20 protein-coding genes are annotated in these 20,449 nt (G+C 60.1%); 11 read left to right on the top strand and 9 right to left on the bottom strand.

Going from position 1 to position 20,449, the window contains the following annotated elements:
• Positions 1-294: 294 nt before the first annotated feature.
• Both SJY32_RS07955 and SJY32_RS07950 read left to right on the top strand, forming a co-directional pair.
• Positions 295-1,221 (top strand): LysR family transcriptional regulator, encoded by a 927-nt coding sequence (locus tag SJY32_RS07955; RefSeq protein WP_376873628.1) that lies wholly within the window; start codon positions 295-297, stop codon positions 1,219-1,221.
• Positions 1,222-1,299: 78 nt separating this feature from the next.
• A complete protein-coding gene (locus tag SJY32_RS07950; protein ID WP_376873626.1) occupies positions 1,300-1,533 on the top strand; it encodes a hypothetical protein in 234 nt (77 codons plus the stop codon).
• 2 nt (positions 1,534-1,535) lie between these two features.
• Here SJY32_RS07950 and SJY32_RS07945 read toward each other — a convergent pair whose 3' ends face one another.
• Positions 1,536-2,435 (bottom strand): LysR substrate-binding domain-containing protein, encoded by a 900-nt coding sequence (locus SJY32_RS07945; RefSeq protein ID WP_376873624.1) that lies wholly within the window; start codon positions 2,433-2,435, stop codon positions 1,536-1,538.
• Positions 2,436-2,571: 136 nt separating this feature from the next.
• Here SJY32_RS07945 and SJY32_RS07940 point away from each other — a divergent pair, with 136 nt between their 5' ends.
• The gene (locus SJY32_RS07940; protein WP_376873622.1) at positions 2,572-3,585 is read left to right on the top strand and encodes a zinc-binding alcohol dehydrogenase family protein; all 1,014 of its coding nucleotides are present in this window, start codon (positions 2,572-2,574) and stop codon (positions 3,583-3,585) included.
• A gap of 45 nt (positions 3,586-3,630) precedes the next feature.
• Here the strand turns inward: SJY32_RS07940 and tcuB are convergent, their stop codons facing one another.
• From tcuB to SJY32_RS07925, 3 genes are read right to left on the bottom strand one after another with little or no spacing between them, the layout of a single operon-like run.
• On the bottom strand, positions 3,631-4,713 hold the full coding sequence (tcuB, locus tag SJY32_RS07935; protein WP_376873620.1) for a tricarballylate utilization 4Fe-4S protein TcuB: 1,083 nt from the start codon (positions 4,711-4,713) through the stop codon (positions 3,631-3,633).
• The gene (gene tcuA, locus SJY32_RS07930) at positions 4,703-6,124 is read right to left on the bottom strand and encodes an FAD-dependent tricarballylate dehydrogenase TcuA (protein ID WP_376873618.1); all 1,422 of its coding nucleotides are present in this window, start codon (positions 6,122-6,124) and stop codon (positions 4,703-4,705) included. The genes tcuB and tcuA overlap by 11 nt, the downstream gene beginning before the upstream one ends.
• On the bottom strand, positions 6,125-6,796 hold the full coding sequence (locus tag SJY32_RS07925; RefSeq protein WP_376873616.1) for a GntR family transcriptional regulator: 672 nt from the start codon (positions 6,794-6,796) through the stop codon (positions 6,125-6,127).
• 72 nt (positions 6,797-6,868) lie between these two features.
• Between SJY32_RS07925 and SJY32_RS07920 the strand changes: the two genes are divergently transcribed.
• Positions 6,869-7,900 carry an AbrB family transcriptional regulator gene (locus SJY32_RS07920; RefSeq protein WP_376873614.1) on the top strand — a complete coding sequence of 344 codons (1,032 nt, stop codon included), beginning with the start codon at positions 6,869-6,871 and terminating at the stop codon, positions 7,898-7,900.
• Here the strand turns inward: SJY32_RS07920 and SJY32_RS07915 are convergent.
• From SJY32_RS07915 to SJY32_RS07900, 4 genes are all read right to left on the bottom strand, one after another.
• On the bottom strand, positions 7,881-8,837 hold the full coding sequence (locus SJY32_RS07915) for a D-2-hydroxyacid dehydrogenase family protein (RefSeq protein WP_376873612.1): 957 nt from the start codon (positions 8,835-8,837) through the stop codon (positions 7,881-7,883). The two genes, SJY32_RS07920 and SJY32_RS07915, sit on opposite strands and share 20 nt — an antisense overlap.
• Positions 8,838-8,848: 11 nt before the next feature.
• A complete protein-coding gene (locus SJY32_RS07910) occupies positions 8,849-9,943 on the bottom strand; it encodes a 4-oxalomesaconate tautomerase (RefSeq protein ID WP_376873610.1) in 1,095 nt (364 codons plus the stop codon).
• Positions 9,944-10,004: 61 nt separating this feature from the next.
• The gene (locus tag SJY32_RS07905; RefSeq protein WP_376873608.1) at positions 10,005-12,002 is read right to left on the bottom strand and encodes a tripartite tricarboxylate transporter permease; all 1,998 of its coding nucleotides are present in this window, start codon (positions 12,000-12,002) and stop codon (positions 10,005-10,007) included.
• A gap of 119 nt (positions 12,003-12,121) precedes the next feature.
• Positions 12,122-13,222 (bottom strand): tricarboxylate transporter, encoded by a 1,101-nt coding sequence (locus SJY32_RS07900; protein WP_376873606.1) that lies wholly within the window; start codon positions 13,220-13,222, stop codon positions 12,122-12,124.
• A gap of 133 nt (positions 13,223-13,355) precedes the next feature.
• Between SJY32_RS07900 and SJY32_RS07895 the strand changes: the two genes are divergently transcribed.
• The 5 genes from SJY32_RS07895 to SJY32_RS07875 all read left to right on the top strand — a co-directional run bounded on the left by SJY32_RS07895 (position 13,356) and on the right by SJY32_RS07875 (position 17,055).
• Positions 13,356-14,027 (top strand): response regulator transcription factor, encoded by a 672-nt coding sequence (locus SJY32_RS07895; protein ID WP_376873605.1) that lies wholly within the window; start codon positions 13,356-13,358, stop codon positions 14,025-14,027.
• Entirely contained in the window at positions 14,027-15,046 is a 1,020-nt protein-coding gene (locus SJY32_RS07890; RefSeq protein ID WP_376873603.1) for a sensor histidine kinase N-terminal domain-containing protein, read from the top strand. The genes SJY32_RS07895 and SJY32_RS07890 overlap by 1 nt, the downstream gene beginning before the upstream one ends.
• Entirely contained in the window at positions 15,018-15,398 is a 381-nt protein-coding gene (locus SJY32_RS07885) for a sensor histidine kinase (RefSeq protein ID WP_376873601.1), read from the top strand. Before SJY32_RS07890 ends, SJY32_RS07885 begins: the two co-directional genes overlap by 29 nt.
• A gap of 90 nt (positions 15,399-15,488) precedes the next feature.
• A complete protein-coding gene (locus SJY32_RS07880; RefSeq protein ID WP_376873599.1) occupies positions 15,489-16,040 on the top strand; it encodes a YaeQ family protein in 552 nt (183 codons plus the stop codon).
• A gap of 76 nt (positions 16,041-16,116) precedes the next feature.
• Entirely contained in the window at positions 16,117-17,055 is a 939-nt protein-coding gene (locus SJY32_RS07875) for a LysR family transcriptional regulator (protein ID WP_376873597.1), read from the top strand.
• 89 nt (positions 17,056-17,144) lie between these two features.
• Here the strand turns inward: SJY32_RS07875 and SJY32_RS07870 are convergent, their stop codons facing one another.
• Entirely contained in the window at positions 17,145-17,630 is a 486-nt protein-coding gene (locus SJY32_RS07870) for a RidA family protein (protein ID WP_376873595.1), read from the bottom strand.
• 283 nt (positions 17,631-17,913) lie between these two features.
• Here SJY32_RS07870 and SJY32_RS07865 point away from each other — a divergent pair, with 283 nt between their 5' ends.
• Positions 17,914-19,305 (top strand): amidase, encoded by a 1,392-nt coding sequence (locus tag SJY32_RS07865; RefSeq protein WP_376873593.1) that lies wholly within the window; start codon positions 17,914-17,916, stop codon positions 19,303-19,305.
• A gap of 136 nt (positions 19,306-19,441) precedes the next feature.
• A complete protein-coding gene (locus SJY32_RS07860) occupies positions 19,442-20,431 on the top strand; it encodes a TRAP transporter substrate-binding protein (protein WP_376873591.1) in 990 nt (329 codons plus the stop codon).
• Positions 20,432-20,449: the final 18 nt, after the last annotated feature.

The following is a 20,449-nucleotide window of genomic DNA, read 5'->3' as shown; positions in this document are numbered from 1 at the left end:
GCATGGCTTGTAAAAATAGGTAAGAATTTTGGTGGCTTAGTGGATTTCCCGCGCTGCTGCTCAAGACGGGTTGTGTGACGGTCTTTGGGGTTTTGCCTTAATTTTGTGCGAAATGCGTAAGTTTGGTGCGATTTTGAGCCGGTTGATTTGTGCTGTGGGGATGCTATCTGAGCGATCACGGCGAAGGTTGGTCATGGGGATTGATCCGAGGGCTACCCACCGAGCGGTGCGATATCTACCGAAATCGGGATCAAAAAGCGCCATTGAAGTGGCAAGTAAGTCGGGGCGGCGGGAATGACATTCAGACAACTTCAGGCGTTTTTGCTTGTCGTCCGCACGGGCACCTTGGCATCGGCGGCGGATACGATGGGCCTCACGCAATCGGGCGTCAGCCGCCTGATCGCGGAGCTCGCGCGCAATGTCGGCTTTGAGCTGTTCGACAAGGCGGGGCGGGGCGTGCGCCCGACGGCGCGCGGATTGGCGTTTTTTAACGTCGCTGAGGGGGTCTATGACAATGCCCAAACCTTGCAACGCGTCGCCGCAGAGATCCGCGAAGGGGTGAATGATCGCATCCGGCTTGCGTGCATCCCCACGATCGCAACGGCGGTTCTTCCGGCGGTTTTGGAAGGGTTCCACCTGAAATACCCGAATGTTTTCATCGACATCCTCGCCCAGCAGCCGCCAGAGATGATCGCCTCCTTCGGCAGCCGCAAACTGGATTTCGGGGTGACGGTCGGGTTTTGCCAGATGGACGGTGTGCAGACATTGCCCTTCGCGCAGGCCGATTACATCGTGGCGGTCCATGCGGAACATGTGCTGGCCAAGATGGATGTCGTGACCAGCCGCGATCTGGCGGGGCATAGTTTGATCGGGTTCGAGAACGATTCCGTTCTCCTGCCCAATGATGACGAAACCCGTTTGCTCGCGGGGGAGAAGGCGTCAAAACGGATCTGGTGCCAATCCTCGTGGGTGCGCTACGCGCTGTTGTCCAACAAGCGCCATGTCAACATCGCGGAGCCGTTCTCCTTCCCGCTGTTCGCGCCGCATAATGTCGTGGCGCGCCCGTATCTGCCCAAGGTCGCGGCGGATTTGCGGTTTGTTTTACCGGCCGAGCATATGTTCGTGCCGATGTACCGCGATCTGTGCGAGGGCTTCCGCCGCGCCACAGTGGCCTTCGCGGCGCAGCATGATTTGCCGATCCGCGTTGCGCAGGAGCCGTAATCCACGCGTTTATCGCGCTTGCGGCAGCGGCGATGATCTGGATACTGGCCCCATGCGGATCAAGGAGTGCAGGAGCCTATGACGTCACGGCCGGTTTTGTTTCGCCATTTGCGTTTGCTTGCGATCTTGTTCCTCGTAGTCACGGTGATAATCCATCTCTACGCGGATGACGCGGACCCGATGCCCGTCAGCACCCTGACGCGGCTTTTGATCGCGGCGGGGATTCTGATCGTCGTAAACCTGCCGTTTGTGAAGGCCATCGGGCGCATCTTTCTCAACACGACGCCGGATGATGGCCCGCTGGACGATTGACGTTAGGCCGATGTGGTGAGGGTAAAATTCTCGCGCAGGAAGTCGATAAACACCCGCACCTTGGCCGTCAGGACGTTCGATTTCGGGTAAACAAGCCAAAGCGCCGTCTGCTGATCCAAGACGTACTCGGGAAGCACGCGCACCAAGCGTCCCGATGTGAGGTCTTGGTGCACACTCCACAGCGAATTGATCGAGATGCCCGCGCCCGCCACCGTCGCGAGTTTCTGGCTCAACCCGTCATCAAACACCAACCGCGCCCGCGCCGCCTTTGGGTCAAATAACGCGGTCTCGCCGCGCAAGTTGATCAGCCGACGCGTCGATAAATCACGAAACGCGATGAGCTGATGCGCGATGAGCGCTTCGGGCGTTTGCGGCGTTCCGTGCGCGGCAAGATAGGCGGGCGATGCGCACAAAACCCGCGTGTCATCGGCCAGTTTTCGGCCCTTCAAGCTCGAATCCGTCATGACCATATTGCGCAGCGCAAGATCAAAACTGCCTTCGATCAGGTTGAACTGGGTATCTGACAGGCGCAAATCTAGTGTTATATCAGGGTATTGAGCGATAAATTTCGGCAGGATCGGCGCGATGTAGAGCTGTGCGAAGGTGCTCGGCGCGGCGAAGCGCAGGGTGCCGCTGATATTTGGGGTTGCGCGTCCCAATGCGGCGAGGGCGGCATCCTCTTGCGCAAGGATCTCACGCGCGAAGGGCAGAAAATCCGCGCCCTCCACAGAGAGGGACACTTTGCGCGTGGAGCGCCGGAACAGATCGGCCCCGAGCAATTCCTCCAGCTTGGCAAGCTTCGCGCTGGCGACGGCGGGCGCCATGCCCAATTCGCGGCCCGAGGCGCTGATATTGAGCTTATCTGCGCAAAGAACAAATAGTCTGACGCTTTGGGTGTCCATTGGATTATCTCCGTAATCCGAATTTTGAAATCTATTTTGTCTAACTGACATTAATTTAGAATATAATCTACACTCTCTTAGACCGCTCCGTCAAAGGTGACGCGAGCCCGAATTTGCGTTGATCGAGGAGAGTGAGATGAAAGCTGTTGGATATAAAACCGCAGGCGCGTTGGACCGTGAAGATGCGCTGCTTGACCTGACACTTGATAAGCCAAGCGCGTCTGGCCGCGATCTTTTGGTGCGTGTGCAGGCGGTATCGGTCAACCCGGTTGATTTTAAGATCCGCCAGAACCGCCCTGCACCGAGCGAAGCGCCGGCAGTTTTGGGCTGGGATGCGGTCGGCGAGGTGGTTGAGGTCGGGGATGCGGTTTCGCTCGTTAAGGTAGGCGATCTTGGTTGGTATGCTGGGGCGATCAACCGGTCGGGCACCAATGCCGAATTCCATTTGGTGGATGAGCGGATTGTGGGCCATGCGCCCAAGTCGGTGGTCTTGTCCGCGGCGGCGGCGCTGCCACAGACTGCGTTGACGGCTTACGAGATGTTGTTTGATCGCTTGCGGGTGACGGACCCTGTGCCAGGGGCTGCACGGGCGGTTTTGATCATCGGCGGCGCGGGCGGCGTCGGTTCCATCGCGATTCAGCTTTTGCGCGCAAAAACGGATTTGACGGTTATCGCCACGGCGTCGCGTCCGGAGACCCGCGATTGGGCGCTCGCCTTGGGCGCGCATCACGTGATCGATCACACGCACCCCCTCACGCCACAGATCGAGGCGCTCGATATCGGTCAGCCGGGCTACGTGTTTTCCACGACGCACAGCCACCAATATGTCGAACAGGTGGCCGCGTTTATCGCCCCGCAAGGCCGGTTTGGCCTGATCGACGACCCCGATACGCTCAACATCATGCCTTTCAAAGCTAAAGCGATTTCAACGCATTGGGAGCTGATGTTCACGCGATCCTTGTTCCAAACGGCAGATATGTCGCATCAACATGAGATCCTCAATGAGGTCGCTGATCTTTTGGATGCGGGCACCATTCAATCGACGGCGACGGAGGTTCTGGGTAAGATCGATGCGGCGACGCTCAAACGCGCTCATGCGATTTTGGAGACGAACAAGGCCAAGGGGAAGCTCGTGTTGGAGGGGTTCTGACCCATCATAACAGGGCGGCGCGGTATGCCCGCGCCGCCCGATCTGTCATGCGCGGCGCTTGATCGCCTCCTCGGCGATCAGAGCGGTCAGACGGAAGAACCCGTGCACCATTTTCGTGTAAGGCAGGAGCAAAAAGCACGTCGCGACAGCCCCCAGATGCAGCGCGAGGATCACCGGCATGAGCGCCGTCCCCGTCGCCGCGTAGAGCGCAAGGCCCGAGCCGCCCGTGAACCCGAGCAGGGCGATAAAGCCCATTTCGCCGCCCCAAACCCGTTTCGCGCCCAGCTCGGGATCGGCTTGTGTCTTGAGCCAGCCCAGACCGATTGTGCCGATCACCAAGGCAATCCCGCCCGTCACACCCAAGAGTTTAGGCGGGCTGAAGACCGGATAGGGCGCGGGCATGTTGAACAGGTAATGCATTAATGTCGCGCTGGAAGTGGCTGCAAAGCATAGCAAAAAGCCGTACATAACCGTTTGGTGCAAAATGCGGCGCGTGTCGGAATACCGATCCTCTTTCTCGAAGTTACAGCCCTGACCTTGTCCGCGGTTCAAGTTCTTGAGGCTGGCGGCCTGCTTCAGGGCACCGTGCCAATCCGAGAGGGCCATGCGCGGCGCACCCGTCTCACGCCAGTAGCGCCGGAGCCCCATCGCGACAGCCACGAGCGGCAGCAAGAAAGCAGGCGCGAAGAGCGCGACCATCAGATTATGCGACATTTCGGCGTAGAATCCTTCGCCGCTCGCCGGTTCAATCATCGTGATCAGCGCCATAACGGCGGCAAATCCAACAACGAGGGTTGCTGCGATGGCCGTGCCGCTCTTATGGAACGCGCGCGCGAGGCGTTGCGGGCCGACGAGACGCTCCCAACTGTCTTGGCGCACCTCGGCAAGCGCTGCGGGAAGGTTAAGCGCGAACTCATGCGGGGCGGTGTATTGGCACGAATACTGACACCCGCGGCAGTTGTGGCACAGGTTTGCAAGATGCGTAAGATCCCCGTCCGCAAAGGATTTCTCGCGGGTCATCGCGGGGAAGACCGAACAGAACCCTTCGCAATAGCGGCACGCGTTGCAGATCTCGATCTGGCGGCGGGCCTCCTCATGGGGGGGCGAGCTTGGGAGGTCAAACGACATGGGGCATCTCCGAGGTCTTTGCAAGGTCGATAAGTTTGGCGGCTTCACGGCCCGCAATCCGGCCGAATACGGTGCCGATCGTCATGCCAAACCCCGCCAGATAGCCTTGGCCAAGAATGGAGCCGGCCATGATCTCGCCAGCGGCAAACACATTCTCGATCGGTCCTTGGGGGCCTTGCACGCGGGCATCCGCGCCGGTCTTTAGGCCCAGATAGGTAAATGTCACACCGGGGCGCAGTTGATATCCGTAGAAGGGCGGCTGGCTGATGGAGCGCGCCCAGTTGGTCTTGGGCGGGGTCAGTCCGGTGGTGCTCAACCCGTCCAACTCCGTCGGCGTGAAGGCCCCTTCAGAGCAGGCAGCGTTGAACTGGGCGACGGTTCGGGCGAGCGCGTCGCCATCAAGGCCCAGCTTGTCGCCCAACGCCTCAATCGTGTCCGCCTGCACGGGCGGAAAGACCGAGGGCATAAACAGATCGCGGGCGCGCGCGTCAATGATAGCAAAGCCGACCTGATCGGGTTGCGCCGCCACGAGCCGCCCCCAAATTGCGTAGCGTTTGGGCCAGACGTCCTCGCCCTCGTCGTAGAACCGCTCGGCGTCGCGGTTCACCACGATCGAGAAGGGCACACAATCGAGCCGTGTGACGATGCCGCCGTCAAATTTTGGCGCGCGTCCGTCGATGGCGACCGCATGGCACTGGGTCGGATCACCGACGCTTTGCGCGCCTTGATCAAGCATGTCCCGCAGGACCACGCCGCGATTATAGGGCGTGCCGCGGATCAAGAAATTTGCCGCCGCCGGGCCCCAAGCGTGGGTCAGCCAGTCGATATCCGATTGGAACCCACCCGAGGCTAAAACGACGGCGCGGCCTGGGATTCGTTGGCTCGGCCCGCCGTTGATGCAGACGTCGACATGGGTAAAGCGTCGGCCTTCGAAGCCGATGTGGCTCACCTGCGCATCATATTTAATCGTAATACCAAGGTCTTGGGCGGTATTGTAATAGGCGTTTACCAACGCCTTGCCGCCCCCCAGAAAGAAGGCATTGGTCCGCGACAGCGACAGTGTCCCCGAGAGAGATGGCTGGAAGCGCACCCCGTGCGCCTTCATCCACGGCAAGCAATCCTCGGAGGCGCGGATCGTCAGACGGGCCAAGTCTTCATCGGTTTTACCCTTGGTCACCAGCATCAGATCTTTAAAATACTCATCCTCATGATAGGCATCGGTCAGAGGCGAGAGCGGGCCTTGATGCATACAGCGGAAATTGCGCGTGTGGCGCGAATTGCCGCCGCGATAGGTCTTTGGCGCACCCTCCAAAATCAGCACACTCGCGCCCGCTTCCGCCGCCGTGATCGCCGCGCAAAGCGCCGCATTCCCGCCGCCGACGACGATCACATCCCAATCACACTGTGCCATTCACTCCTCCTCCATCGCACGGTCGCGCGCGCGCAACCCCTTCAATCGTGCCCGTTGCGCGGCCTCGATATGGCCGCGCATTTCGGTTTCGGCCTGTGCGCCGTCGCGGGCGATCAGCGCGGCGAGGATGCGTTTATGCTCCTGCGCGGCGCCGTGGGCACGATCGACATCCAGAAGGGTCGTCGGGCCGAGGATCATCATCGTCTTTTGCAAACTGATGATCGATTTGATCAAAAACCGGTTCTTCGCGGCGTCTTGCAAGATCAGGTGAAATTGGCGGTTCAGTTCCGCCGCCTTATCCTGATCTCCGACTGCGGCGCAAAACTCATCGTTGAGCGCGGATAGCTCGGCAAGTTCCACCTCGGATGCGGCACGTGCGGCGAGGCGTGCGGCCGTGCCCTCGAGAACGGCGCGCATCTCGTAGAGCTCCATGATTTCCGCATAGTCGAGGGTGCGCACGGTGGCGCCAAGGCGCGGCTGATGCACGACCAGCCCGTCCGCCTCCAGCAGGCGCATTGCCTCCCGGATCGGGGTGCGCGACAGGCCGAGGCGCTCTGCGATCTCAACTTCGCGCAACCGTGTGCCGGGCGGTAGGGCACCGGACCGGATTTCATCGAGCAGACGACGATAGGCGCTTGCGCCTTGAGGGATTTCATCTGTCGGGTGGGTCATCGGGGCCTCTTGCCTTATTGTATCCAAGCGTATACAACTGGATTCATAAACCTGTCAACCATGAGAACCGTCATGATATCGACTCTGCCGCGCCGTGCTGCCACCCTTGCGATTGCGCTTGCGGGGGCTTGGGTTTTTTGGGGGCTCGGGCTGCCGCTGCCGTTTTTGTTCGGGCCACTTCTCGCCTGTCTGGGGGCGGCCCTTGCGGGGATGAAATTGCAGGGGATGGGGCAGGTATCTGTCGCCGCGCGCACGATTTTGGGCGTGGCGGCGGGCGCATCGATCACGCCGGATGTTGTGCACGCCCTTCCCAAAATGATGCAAACAGTTGCGCTGGTGCCGGTGTTCGTCGGCCTTATCGCGCTGGTTGGCTTGCCGTATTTTCGCGCGCTCGGCTATGACCGCGTGACGTCGTGGTACGCGGCGATGCCGGGTGGTTTGCAAGACATGGTGGTCTTCGGGCAGGAGGCGGGCGGCGATGCGCGGGCCCTCTCCCTGATCCATGCAACGCGGGTTCTTATTATCGTCACTCTCGCGCCCATCATCGCGGTGCATCTTTACGGTGTTGGCTTGGGCAATCCGATCGGTCTGCCGGCGCGGGATTTGCCGCTTCATGAAATCGCCCTGATGATCATCGCGGCGCTTGGCGGGTGGAAAATCGCGGAGCGGTTGCGTTTGTTTGGCGCGTCGATACTGGGGCCCATGATTTTGGCGGCGACCTTTTCGCTCACGGGGTTGCTGCACATGCGCCCGCCCGCAGAAGCTATCTTGACGGCGCAGTTGCTGATCGGATTGGGGATCGGGGTGTGTTACGTGGGGGTGACATGGCGCGAGCTGCGGCGCTTTGTGGCGACGGGTGTGGTGTTCGTCGTGATCCTTGCGGCGCTCTCGGCGCTGTTTACGGAGGCGGTCACGCTCTTGGACCTTGCGCCGCCGGTTGATGCGTTTCTTGCCTTCGCGCCGGGCGGGCAGGCGGAGATGACGGTGCTCGCCATCGTCACCGGCGCGGATTTAGGGTTTGTGATTGTGCACCACCTGACGCGGGTGATTTTGGTCATTCTCGGCGCGCCGGTCGTCGCGAAATTTATCTTACGACGAGATTGACGGGCGAGCCCGCGGCGAAAGCGTTGATCTGGTCGTATATTTCCCCGAATTGCAGATTGAACTCGTCTTGTGTGACAAAGCCGATATGGGGCGTGGCAATCACGCGCGGGTGGGTGATAAGCGGATCGTTCGGGTCGGTGATCGGCTCGACATCAAACACATCGAGCGCCGCCCTCGAAGGTCGCCCCGCAGCCAGCGCGGGCAAAAGCGCACCGGGCTCGATCAGCCCCGCGCGCGAAGTATTCACCAAAATCGCGTCCTCGCGCATCGCGGCGAGATCGTCGGCGCGGATGATCCCGCGCGTTTCGGGCGTGAGGCGAAGATGCAAGGAAATCACATCCGCGCCGCCGAAAAACGCCTCACGGCTGGGGGGCACGGTTTCGCCGCGGGCGATCAACTCTGCCCGCCGGGCCTCGCTTCCCCACCAGATCACCTGCATCTCGAAGGCCCGCGCATAGCCCGCGACGAGCTGCCCGATCCGCCCCGCGCCGTACAGCCCGAGCGTGCGACCGCGGAGCGACCGACCCACGGCGGCTTGCCACTGTCCCGCTGCAAGGGCGGCCATTTGCGCGGGCAAATCGCGCAGCGCCATCATGATCAGCGCCCATGTCAGCTCCGCCGCCGAATGGTTGGGCGCGGCGTCGGATTTTTGCGAGCAAAATGTGATGCCCAGATCGGCGCAGGCCTGTGTGTCGACATGCGGCCAAGCGCCCCGCGCCGAGATCAGCCTCAGGTTGGGGAGGGCTTCAAGCAAGCTACGGGTGATCTGGGTGCGCTCGCGAAACAAAACGAGCGCCTCCGCATCGCGAAGCCGCGTGATCAGCGCATCGCCCTCGACATGATCTGTCCAGACGGTGGTCTCATGGCCGGCCAGCTTCGCAAAAGAGGCCAGCCCTCGCAGCGTATCCGACCAATCGTCAAGAATATGCACCCGCATTCGGTTTTCCCTTAGGTTTTGCCCGACCAGATGGAGGAAGGCACGAAAACCTCGCCGCGCGCAAGCATCCTTGCGGTGCGCAAAAGTCCGGCCGACCGGGGATGGAAACCTGTCTCATCCATCTCGTAATCCACGGTTACATCAATCTCGCCGCCCGCATGTTCAATCCGCACCAGCGCAGGCGCGCCTTGCGGCGCTGTGTACAGGCCTTGCGCGACAGTACCCGGCGTCAAAACGCAAGAGGCAAGGCATTGCGCGCCGGTGACGGCCATCGTCGGGTGACAACTCCACGGCATGAAATAGCGCGCGGTGATCGTGCCGCCGTGGCGGGGCGGGGCGAGCAGGGCGAATTTCGGGGTGACTGATTTGGTGACATCCCCCAACCCCATCAAAGCGCCCGCCTTGATCCGGATCGGCTCGATTTTGGCAAAGAAGTCACGGTTCGCGTCTAAGCTTTCGGCGCTTTCATATCCGGTGAGGCCAAAGTCGGCGGCGCGCGCGATCACGATTGGCATCGCGACATCCATACAGGTGACCTCCACGCCCTCAATCACATCGCGCACCGCGCCCGTAGGCAAAAGCGCGCCGGTGGACGAGCCGACAACCCCCATGAAATTCAGATAAATCGGCGCAGAACTTCCCGGTACACCGTCAACCTTGGCGGGGCCCTCATAGCTCACCGTGCCATTCGGGGTGGCGACGATGGCTTCGACCACGGCGCCGGTATTCACGGCGCGAATGCGCACGCGGGTTGTCTCGCCTTGCGGCGCAATCAATCCCATTTCGATTGCGGCAGGGCCGACGCCCGATAAGATATTGCCGCAAGTCGGTTTGAAATCAACGAGTTGATCTTCAACGGACACCTGCGCGAAGAAGTAATCAATGTCGATGTCTGCCGCGTCGGATTTCGACAGCATCGCGACCTTGGTGGTCACCGCGGCGCCGCCGCCGATGCCATCGATATTGAGCTTTTGCCCCGATCCGAGCGCCGCGATCAAGACATTGGCCAAGGTGTCGCGATCGGCGGGCAAATCCGCGCGGTTGAAATAAGGCCCGCGCGAGGTGCCGCCACGAAACAGGTGATAGGGAATTGCGGTTTGGGTCATGGTGTGAGGTCCGATTTTAGTCGAAAAAGCCCCCCCGACAGGATCGGGAGGGCGCGCGTCATCAGCGGAAGGGCCAAGGCAGATCGAGATAGGATTGCAGCACGCCAGACGGGAAATTCAGCGCGAGCATCTTTGCGATCAGCAAGATGAACGCCGCCGCCGCCGCCGTCATAAGCGCGGTTTGCAACCAAGTGGCGCGCGCCCGCAGACGCAGGAAGGCAAGGAAAAAGCCGATCATCGCGAGGTAGAAACCGATAAGCGCCGAGACCACGACCAAGCCGCCGATCCACAGCGCGCCGTCCCACAGCCCGCCAATTCCCGATTGCCCGACATGCGCGCCGTCGCGCTCGCTATCGTAATGCGCGACATGCCCGCGATGCCCGCCGATGAGTTCAGGCAGCAGCCAAAGCCCCATCGCAAGCCCAACCACCGCGACGGATGCAGGGAAGACGAGCGCGAGCTGGCTCTGCCCCAAAGCGTCGTGCAAGCCGAGGCCGAGCAAGCCGAGCATCAAAATGCCAAAGGCGATCTGCGGAAGGCGTGTTGCCCAGCCCCCTTCATGCTCGGCCACATCATCAGATGCCGCCACCACATGACCGGTATCGTCAACGCGTTTGCGCAGCCCAAAGAGCACAGAAGCCAAAGCAAGCAGGCCGATGATGATAACGCCGGGGCGGGTGACAAAGCCCCAATCGTAGAATTGCAACGCTTGGTAAAGATAGGTTTCCGCTTGCGGTGCAAGAACATAGCCGATCAGCATCGCAGGGCGCGGCCAAGCAAAGCGTTTCATCAAAATGCCCAGCACGCCGAGCGAGATCAATGCCATCAGATCACCGATATCGCGTGTCGCTTGGAAGGCGGCAAAGCAGATCAGCGCGATCATGAACGGCGCGAGAAGGGGGAAGCGGATCTGCGTCAGTTTCGAGATTGGCAAAGCCAGCATCAAGCAGATGCCCGCGCCCATCACATTCGCCAATGCGAGCGACCAGATCACCGAATAGGTGACGTCGAGATTGGTGGTGACCATCGCCGGCCCCGGCTCGATCCCCAAAAGGACCATCCCGCCGAGAAATACCGCCATTGATCCCGAGCCCGGGATCCCGAACAGCATCGTGGGCAGCAAAGCGCCGCCTTGCATCGCGTTATTTGCGCTCTCTGGCGCGACAACGCCGCGCGGATCGCCCTTGCCGAACGTTTCGGGGTTTTTGCAGGTTTGCACCGCATGCCCGTAGGCGATCCAGTCAACGACCGAGCCGCCAAGCCCCGGAATGGCGCCAATCATGCAACCCATTCCCGAACAACGGATCGAAAGCCAGATGTTGCGATACCAGTCACGCAGACCCATGATCCAACCCGCGCCAAGGGCTGGCCGATCCGAGATCGCGGCATTCTTGCGCAACAGGTCAGAGATTTCAGGAATTGCGAAAAGTCCAAGGCCCACAACGACTAACGGGATGCCGTCATAGAGATAGCCAAGCCCGAAAGTCATACGGAATTCGCCCGTTGCGGGCGCGCCGCCGATCGACCCCAAGAGCAACCCCACCGCACAGGCCGCCAAGCCTTTGGGCAAGGAGCGCCCCGCCAAGACCGCAACCATCGACAAGCCGAACAATGCCAGCATGAACAATTCCGCCGATCCGAACATCAAGATCAGCGGCCGCGCGATGACGACAAAGCCCGTCAGGACAATAGCGCCAAACAACCCGCCAAACATCGACGAGATGAACGCGGCCGATAGCGCGCGCGCAGCTTGGCCTTGTCGGGCGAGGGGGAAGCCGTCGAGGACGGTCGCTTGCGACGCCGAGGAGCCCGGAATCCCCATCAGGACGGAGGAGAACGTATCAGATGTCGGGATCACCGCGACGAGGCCGATCAGCATCGCCAGCGCGGAAATCTCGTCCATTCCGTAGAGGAAGGGCATCAACAGTGACAGGCCGGCGATGCCGCCCAAGCCGGGAATCACGCCGATCACAAGCCCGACAGAAACGCCGACGAGCATGTAGAGCAGGTGTTCGAAAGTCATGAGCGCAGAGAGCGCTGCCAATAGGGTATCGGCCACGGGATTGTCCTCCGAGGGGAATTCAGGTCAATTTTTGGGTAGGGTCAGGCCAGATATGGGGGGTAGGATGGGGTGACGGCTGGCCTGCCATCACCCCGGCGTATCAATCGGTAATGAGGTTATTCACCGAGTTTGACGCCATAGTTTGCGCTGAGCATCTCAACGACGCTGCTGCGTGTCTCGGGGGTGATCGTGGTCCCTTTCTCGAACAAGGCTTGGGCGGCTTTGCCGGTCACCTGCTGATAAGTGCCCAGAACTGCTTCCTTATTCGCGAGATAGTCAGGATCTTCCTTCATTGCCTCAAATGCGGCTTGGTAGGTTTGCACGATCTCGTCGGGGGTATCTTTGGGCAAGAACGCCATCTTTTGCGCAGGGAAACCTGCAATGAAGAACGCGGCATAAGCCTCGAAGTCCGGGCCTTCAGGGGCCTTGCCGGTCATCGTCTGATACGCCTCGGGGAAGCTCGGAAGATCTGCGAAATTCGGATCGCGGATGATATTGCCATCCTCATCCAAAACGCCCCACGAGAACAGCGGGACCGCTTGCCCTGCGTCGACAAGGGGTTGCACGTTTTTCATGTAGGCGGAGGACGTCTGATAGTCGATGTTGGTCTCGCCGCGCTCAAACGCCAAGCGGCCATCTCCGCGACCTTTGAAGCCGAAGACGTGTTGAACCTCAAGATCCATCAAGCCAAATCCCAAAAGCGGCACAAGGTCGAGCGAGGTCGCGCCTTGGCTGGCATAGGTCAGCTTTTGGCCTTTCAGCTTGGCGATATCCTCGACCGATGTCACCCCCGTGGAGGGCGAGACATAGACCACGCCGCCCGTTGGAGCCGCCATCGCGATCTTCCAATCCTTATATTCGTATTTCACGCGCGGATCACCCAGCAGATAGGGGAACTGCGTTGAGCCGGACGTGCCGAGCAAGGTCAGCCCGTCGGCTTTTGCGCGCACAGCAAAAAGGTTCGCGCCTTTGGTCGAGCCGCCGCCAGGTTCATTGACGACAACGACCGTCGGATTGCCCGGCAGGTATTTGGAGAGCATCGGCGCGTTGAAGCGCGCCCATGTGTCAGAACCGCCCCCCGCCGAGAACGGGATGATCCATTCGATCGTTTTACCGCTGAAATCTGTTTCCGCCCATGCAGGGGCGCTCGCCAGCGTCGCGGCGGTTGCCAAAGCGATGCCGATCGCCTTGCGGCGGGTCATTTTAGTACTCGTCATTGTATCTCCTCCCGTGTCAGTTCTTTCCGACAACTGTCTTCATAGTCGTCGTAACGCGCTTGATTTCTCCCCCCAAGCGCGCCTTGAATGAGGGTATAGCGGCTGAACCTGTCCAAATCCTGTCCGAGGCAAAATGCGTATCGTAATTATCGAAGATAACGAAATTCTGGCGCAAGGTGTCAAAAATGCACTTGAAGATCAGGGGCTTGGCGTAAACTGGATCGCGAATGGCAAGGATGGCGCAGCATTCCTGCGGCAAGAGAAACCCGATCTTGCGATTGTGGATGTCAACCTTCCGGGCCTCGATGGCATGTCAATTGTCCGCGAAATGCGACGCGATGGAGATATGACGCCGGTGCTGATTCTGACGGCGATGGGAAAAACATCCGAACGCGTCGCGGGGCTGGAGGCGGGGGCGGATGACTATCTCGTCAAGCCGTTCGAGATGGCCGAACTGATCGCGCGGGTGCGGGCACTGGCGCGGCGGCGGCCCATTCTGCAATCGTCCTCCATCGAGATCGGATCGCTAAGTTTCCATCGACAAAGCCGCGTCCTGACGGGTGTTTCGGGGCCGGTGGACTTGCCGCGCCGCGAACTGGCGTTGTTTGAATGTTTGCTCGATAACCGTGGGCGGATCGTTTCGAAAGACCGGATATCGGATACGCTCTACGGCACGGGAGCGGAGATCGAGGCGAATGCGATCGAGCTTCTCGTCTCGCGTTTGCGACGCAAATTGGAGGGGACGGGCGCCACGATCCGCACCGCGCGCGGGCTCGGCTATATGCTGGACGAGGAGAAAACGTGATGCGGCTGCGTCTGTCGCGTCTGGCCCTGCGTGAGCGGTTGTTTTTAATGATCGTTGGCCCTCTGGTCGTGGTGGCCGTTTTGGCCAGCCTCGCGCGCTATATTCAATTCGCGAAATTGTCTCGCCAAGTCTATGATAACACGCTTTATTCCATCGCATTAACCATCTCTCGCGATGTCATGTTCTCGCAAGGTGATATGCTGACGGATCAGCTTTTACAGGCGATGACACAGGCGTTGGGCGACGAAATTTACTACCGAGTCACGGGGCCTGAAGGAGCTTATGTCACCGGCTATTCAAACGCACCGGCGCGCGGCGATGTCGGCCCGTTGGAAACCAATACGCCCATGTTCTACGATAGTGTGGTTGCGGGGCAGCCTGTGCGGGCTCTGATCATGGAAGATTACGTGATGGATGTGGGGCCGGCAGGGGTGGCGACTGTCGAGGTTTGGCAGACGGTGAACCAGCGCAACGCCTTGAGCCGAAATCTGATTTTCCAGACGATCTTGTATTTCGCGGCATTGGTGTCCACCGCGGCGCTATTTGTTTGGTTCGGGATTACGTTTGGCCTTCGGCCGCTGCGCGAATTGGAAAATGCGATCTTGGCGCGCACGCCGGATGATCTCAAACCGATCCGCCGTTGGGTGCCGCCGGAGCTTGCGACCTTGGTGCAGGCAATGAATGCATTGTTCGGACGCCTGACGACAGCCTTCGCGTTGCGCGATGCGTTCATTTCCGACGCGGCGCATCAGGTCCGCAACCCGATCGCGGCCATTCAGGCGCAGGCAGAGGCGGCGATGACCTCCCCCAATGAGGAGGTGTTGCGCGCGCGTGGCGGAAGTCGCCGCCGTTGCCCGCCGCACGGGGCGTCTGACGAACCAATTGCTGTCGATGGAGCGGGTACGCGGACGGCATTTGCGCAGCATCGCGCAGCCCGTCGATCTTGCACAGGTGATCGAAAGCACCACCCGCGCGTTCGCGGAGCGCGTCTTGTCGCAGGGCGTTTCCATTACGTATGACGTGATTGGAACGCCGCGTGACATCACCGGAGACGAGATTTTAATTGCCGAGATGTTGAGCAATCTCCTCGATAACGCGATGACTTACGCGGGAGAGACACCGTTGATCACTGTCACGCTTCGCTTCGCGCCGGATGTCGTTTGCCTTGATGTTGCGGATGACGGGCCGGGGATTGCCGAGGACATGCAAGACCGGATCTTCGACAGGTTCTTTCGTGCCGATCCGGATACGTTGCAAGGCTGTGGCCTTGGGCTCGCGATTGTGCGCGACATTGCGCAAAGCCACGGCGGCACGGCGCAGATCCGACCGACGCCCAAAGGATGCACGGTTCGCGTAACGCTGAGCGGCTAGCGCGCGGGCAGGGTGTCTTGCGCCGATTTGCCTTTCACAATGGCGCGCGAGGCTCTAAGCATCCCAATCTTTGCTTTTTCGGGACGTATCATGGCGCAAAATGCCACTATTTATAAAATCGAGCTGTCTGTTTCGGATATGGATCGCCACTATTACGAAACCCATAAGCTCACCGTGGCCAAGCATCCCTCGGAGACGGATGAGCGGCTTATGGTGCGTTTGCTTGCGTTTGCGTTGAACGCGCATGAGCATCTCGAGATGACGAAGGGGCTTTCCACCGATGACGAGCCGGACATCTGGCAAAAAAGCCTGAGCGGCGAATTGGATCTTTGGGTCGCGCTAGGGCTCCCGAGTGAAAAGGTGATCCGTCAATCTTGCGCGAAGGCCAAGCAGGTGGTGATTTACACCTACAATGGCAATCCCGCAGATGTGTGGTGGGAAAAGACCAAAAATAGCACGCATCGTTTCGATAATTTGCAGGTGGTAAACCTCGCGCAGTCCTCCGTTGCGGAACTGGCGGCGCGTGCGGGGCGGTCGATGCGCCTTCAGGTGAATGTGCAAGACGGTGACGTCATGGTGAGTGTGGATGACGAGATCATCTATCTCACGCCAACGACCTTAAAGTCTTCGGGTAAGGCGTAAGGGCGGCGCGGGGCGCATAGCGTTTGTGTGAAAACGCAGTATGCTGGCGCATCTGTTGCCTTGACCGGAGACTTCGATGCTTAATCTTGCTGCGTGTCGGTATTTCGCGGAAGTTGCGCGCTTTGGGTCTTTACGTGCGGCGGCGGATCGGCTGCATGTCGCGCCATCCGCGATCAGCCGACAGCTTGCCAAGCTCGAACACGAGTTGGATGTGCAGCTTCTGGAGCGTCATTCAAACGGCGTGCGCCTCACAGAGGCGGGGGCGTTGCTGCAACGGCATCTGACGACGGTGTTTGATACGATTGATTTGGCGCGGGGCGAGATCGCGGATCTCAAAGGGCTGAAGCGGGGGCAGGTGTCTCTTGCGACGGTTGAGGGGATCACGCGGCCGTTCCTCTCCGAGAAGATCGCAGCGTTCCGGCGTGACTTCCCTTCGATTGAGATGCGCGTGCGGATCAGGGGCCGCGAACGGGTGCTTGAGGCGCTGGAGCATCACATCTGCCAGATCGGCATCTTGTATGACCATTTCTCCCATCCCGTGATCGAAACCGTTGGCAAATGGCATCAGCCCTTGCTCGCCCTCGTGCCGCAAGATCATCCTTTTGCCGATGGTCGTCCGGTTGATTTGAACGATATCAAGGATTTGCCTTGCGTTATGCCCGATGACAGCTTCGGCATCCACCATCTTGTCAATCGCGTTTACGCCAAGATCGGCGCGGTGCCCAATGCGGTGTTGATGGCGGATCAGTTCCATTTTCTGATCGATCACGCGTTGCGGACGGGGGCGATTGTGTTTTTGCCCCTGCAAGGTGCGCTGACGGAGGTGCAATCGGGGCAGCTGGTGCCGCTCAACCTGACATGCAAGGATTTCGAGTATCGCTATATCTACGCGGTGACCCGCCGCGATCAGCAGTTGCCCCCTGCGGCGGCGGCCTTTCTGCGCTATATCTTGTCGGAGTTTAAGGCCAGCGAGGCCTCCGATATCGCGCTTTTGGCGAAAATACGCGGGGCGTAAACGGCGCGCGTGGCAGGCTGGCGGATTGGGCCGGCGGTTTGGGCCGGCGGTTTGGGCCGGCGGGGACTGTTTCCCGCCAGCCAATGCGTTCAGCCGTGCAATTCAACAATGATATCCGCCTCGATCGGCGCATTCAGGCCCAATTCATGCTGCGTCAATGCGGCGCGCGCGTGGCGGCCATTCTCCTCGCCCCACAAGGCGACGAACAGGTCGGACACACCGTTGAGCACATGATGCGGCTCGGTGAAACCGGGCGCGCATGAGACGTAGCCGATCATTTTGACGATCCGTTTGACGCGATCAAGATCTCCCAAAACCGCCTTCATCATGGCGAGATGGTTGATCGCCATCAGCCGTGCCGAGGCGTAGCCTTCCTCAATCGTCAGGTCCGAGCCGAGCTTTCCGACATAGGGCAGAACGTCGTTATCATTCTCGTCAGGCCGCGTGCCCAGCGTACCGGATGTGAACAAAAGGTTGCCCACGACAACGCCCGGAACGTAGTTGCCAATCGGCTTGGGCGGACGGGGCAGAATGATGCCCATGTCTTTCAGGCGGGCTTCGATCAAATGTGGCATGTTGTATATCTCCGTTGTTCGCCTACGAAACTAGCGGGAAGTGAACGCAGGTGGCGTGAGTAAACGGCAACGCTCCTTTGCCGTAACGGCACTGTTCAACTCTGAGTTTCGCGCGCAATCCTATTAAAAGCAATTCTCGTTCAGTGGCTTAGATGGTAGCGCTGCGGCGTTGCCAAATGGGGAGACGCAATGAGCCCGCACAGATCAACGCTGGCGTATTCATAATCTGCCCATAAGGATCAGGATAAGATTTCAAGTTGAAAGGCACCTCGTGACCCATTCCGTGACCCATCAATCACTCCACGAAATCGCGCAGTCGCTGCGCAGTGGCGCGATCCGTGCCAGCAGCTTGGCGGCCGCGTCCAATGCGGCCTATGACGCCTCCGAGCCACGTCTGAACGCCTATAAACATTGGGCAGGGGCGCAAATGACGCAGCAGGCGGAGGCGGTCGACGTCTTGCTTGACGCGGGCAGTGACACCGGTCCGCTGATGGGGATTCCGGTGTCGGTAAAAGACCTCTACGGCGTTCCCAACATGCCGGTTTTTGCGGGAACGGATGCCGCTTTGCCGGCGCGCTGGCAGGCGGCGGGGCCAGTTGTGCAGGCCGTTATGGGACAGTTGGGGATGGTGTGCGGCAAAACGCATACGGTTGAATTCGCCTATGGTGGCATGGGCACGAACGCGCATTGGGGGGCGCCGGTTAATCCTTGGTCTGCAATGGGCGCGCCGCGTGCGCCGGGCGGATCGAGCGCGGGCGCGGGCGTCTCCTTGGCGCAAGGCACGGCCTTGGTGGCACTGGGCACAGATACGGCGGGATCGGTGCGGGTTCCGGCGGCTTTGACGGGGCAATGCGCGCTGCAAACCTCGCGCGGGCGCTGGTCGCGCGAGGGGATCGTGCCGCTTTCACCCTCGCTGGATTCTCCGGGGATCTTGTGCCGCACAGTCGAAGATCTGGCCTATGCTTTCGGCGCGATCGACCGCGCAAAGCCGATGGCCGCGCAGGGGACGCCTGTCAGCGGCCTACGGATAGGGATCATCGGTAACACGGTGTGGGACGGGGCGGATGCGAGCATTGCGCAATCCACACGTGATGCGCTGGGTATGCTCGAGCGCAAGGGCGCGGTTCTGGCCGATATCACGCTGCCGCATCTTGAGACTGCGCTGGAGATTTTCGGGCTGGGCGGCTTGGCGGCAGTGGAGTTGCGATCGTTCATGGAGATGAATTTCCCCGAGCGCATCGCGCGGCTTGATCCGATGGTGCGGGCGAGGGTCGAGACGGCGGATCAGGTCACTGCGATCGAGTATCTGCGCCGTGCGAGCGTTCTTGCCGGAGCGGCCTTGGACGCCGTGCGTGTCTTTGACGAGGTCGATGTTTTGATCACGCCAACCGTCGCGATCAGCGCGCCGCCTCTTGCTGATCTGGTGGAGCCGGGGGCCTACCGTCAGGCGAATATGATGACACTGCGCAACACCGCGTTTGTCAATTTGTTCGGCTGGTGCGCGCTCTCGATGCCATCGGGGCTGGATCACAACGGTATTCCTGTCGGGCTGCAAATGATCGCACCAGCCCGCCATGAGGAGGCGCTCCTTGGCATGGCGCTTGGTGTGGAGGCCGTGATTGGCCGCGCGCCGGAGTTGCTGGGCCGTGCGCCGCTTGCGCCGCATGTCGCGTGACACGCGGAGAATGATTTCGGGCGCGCGCTGCTTGGTGCGCCCGATTGCCATAGGTCTCAACTCTTAAGGCGACACATTAAGATCGTCGGTTACGAGACTGAATAAATTACAAAATCAAAATCCAACGGGAGACACCATGTCTATCAAAATGCTCAAACTTTCCGCCGCAACACTCCTCGGTCTTGCGGTTACCACGGCCGCCTACGGGGCTGATTTCACGCTGACCTTCGCGCATGTTTTGACGGAGGATACGCCCAATGCCCGCGCTGCGGTGAAGTTCAAGGAGGAGGTCGAGGCGAAATCCGACGGCCGCATCGAAGTTCAGATCCGCCCCGCCGCGCAGCTTGGCGGCGATGTCGAGATCATCGAGCAAACGCAGATGGGGCTTGTGGATATCGCGATCCCGCCAACCGGCAATCTCGCGAATTTCAACGAGAAGATGTATCTTTTCGATCTGCCGTTCTTGATGAATGACAACGCCGCAATGGCGCGTGTTCTGGACGGGGAAGTCGGCACCGAGCTTTTGGGAACGCTGGAGGCAAACAACCTGCACGGGATCGCGATGTGGGGCGCGGGGTTCCGCCATATGACCAACAACTTGCGTCCGATCAATGGCCCCGAGGATCTCAAAGGCATCAAGATGCGCACCTTGCAAGCGCCGACGATCTTGTCGACCTACCGCGCATACGGCGCCAACCCGACCGCGATGGCCTATGTTGAGGTCTATAACGGCTTGCAACAAGGCGTCGTCGAGGGTCAGGAAAATCCGCTCGCCAATATCGCCTCGATGAAGTTCTACGAGGTGCAGAAATATATGACGCTGACGGGCCACGCCTATCACACCTATGCCGCCGTGATGAACAAGGCGAAATGGGAGAGTCTGCCAGAGGATCTGCAAACCATCGTTTCGGATGCGATGATTGTGGGCCGCGATGCAGCGCGCCAATACACCGATGAGGATGAGGCCAATATCATCGATATGATCAAAGACCAGATCGAGATTCAGCCACTGTCCGAGGAAGGGCGCGCAGCCTTCATCGAGGCTTCGAAGCCTATTTATGAGGAATTTGCGCCCAAGGTGACGCAAGAGCTTCTCGATAAGGCGATTGCGGCGGCGAAGGGCTGATCCAACATGGGGGCCGGT

Source organism: Albirhodobacter sp. R86504 (assembly GCF_042466415.1).
Classification (GTDB): Bacteria; Pseudomonadota; Alphaproteobacteria; order Rhodobacterales; family Rhodobacteraceae; genus Albirhodobacter.
This window is presented reverse-complemented; position numbering and strand designations above follow the sequence as displayed.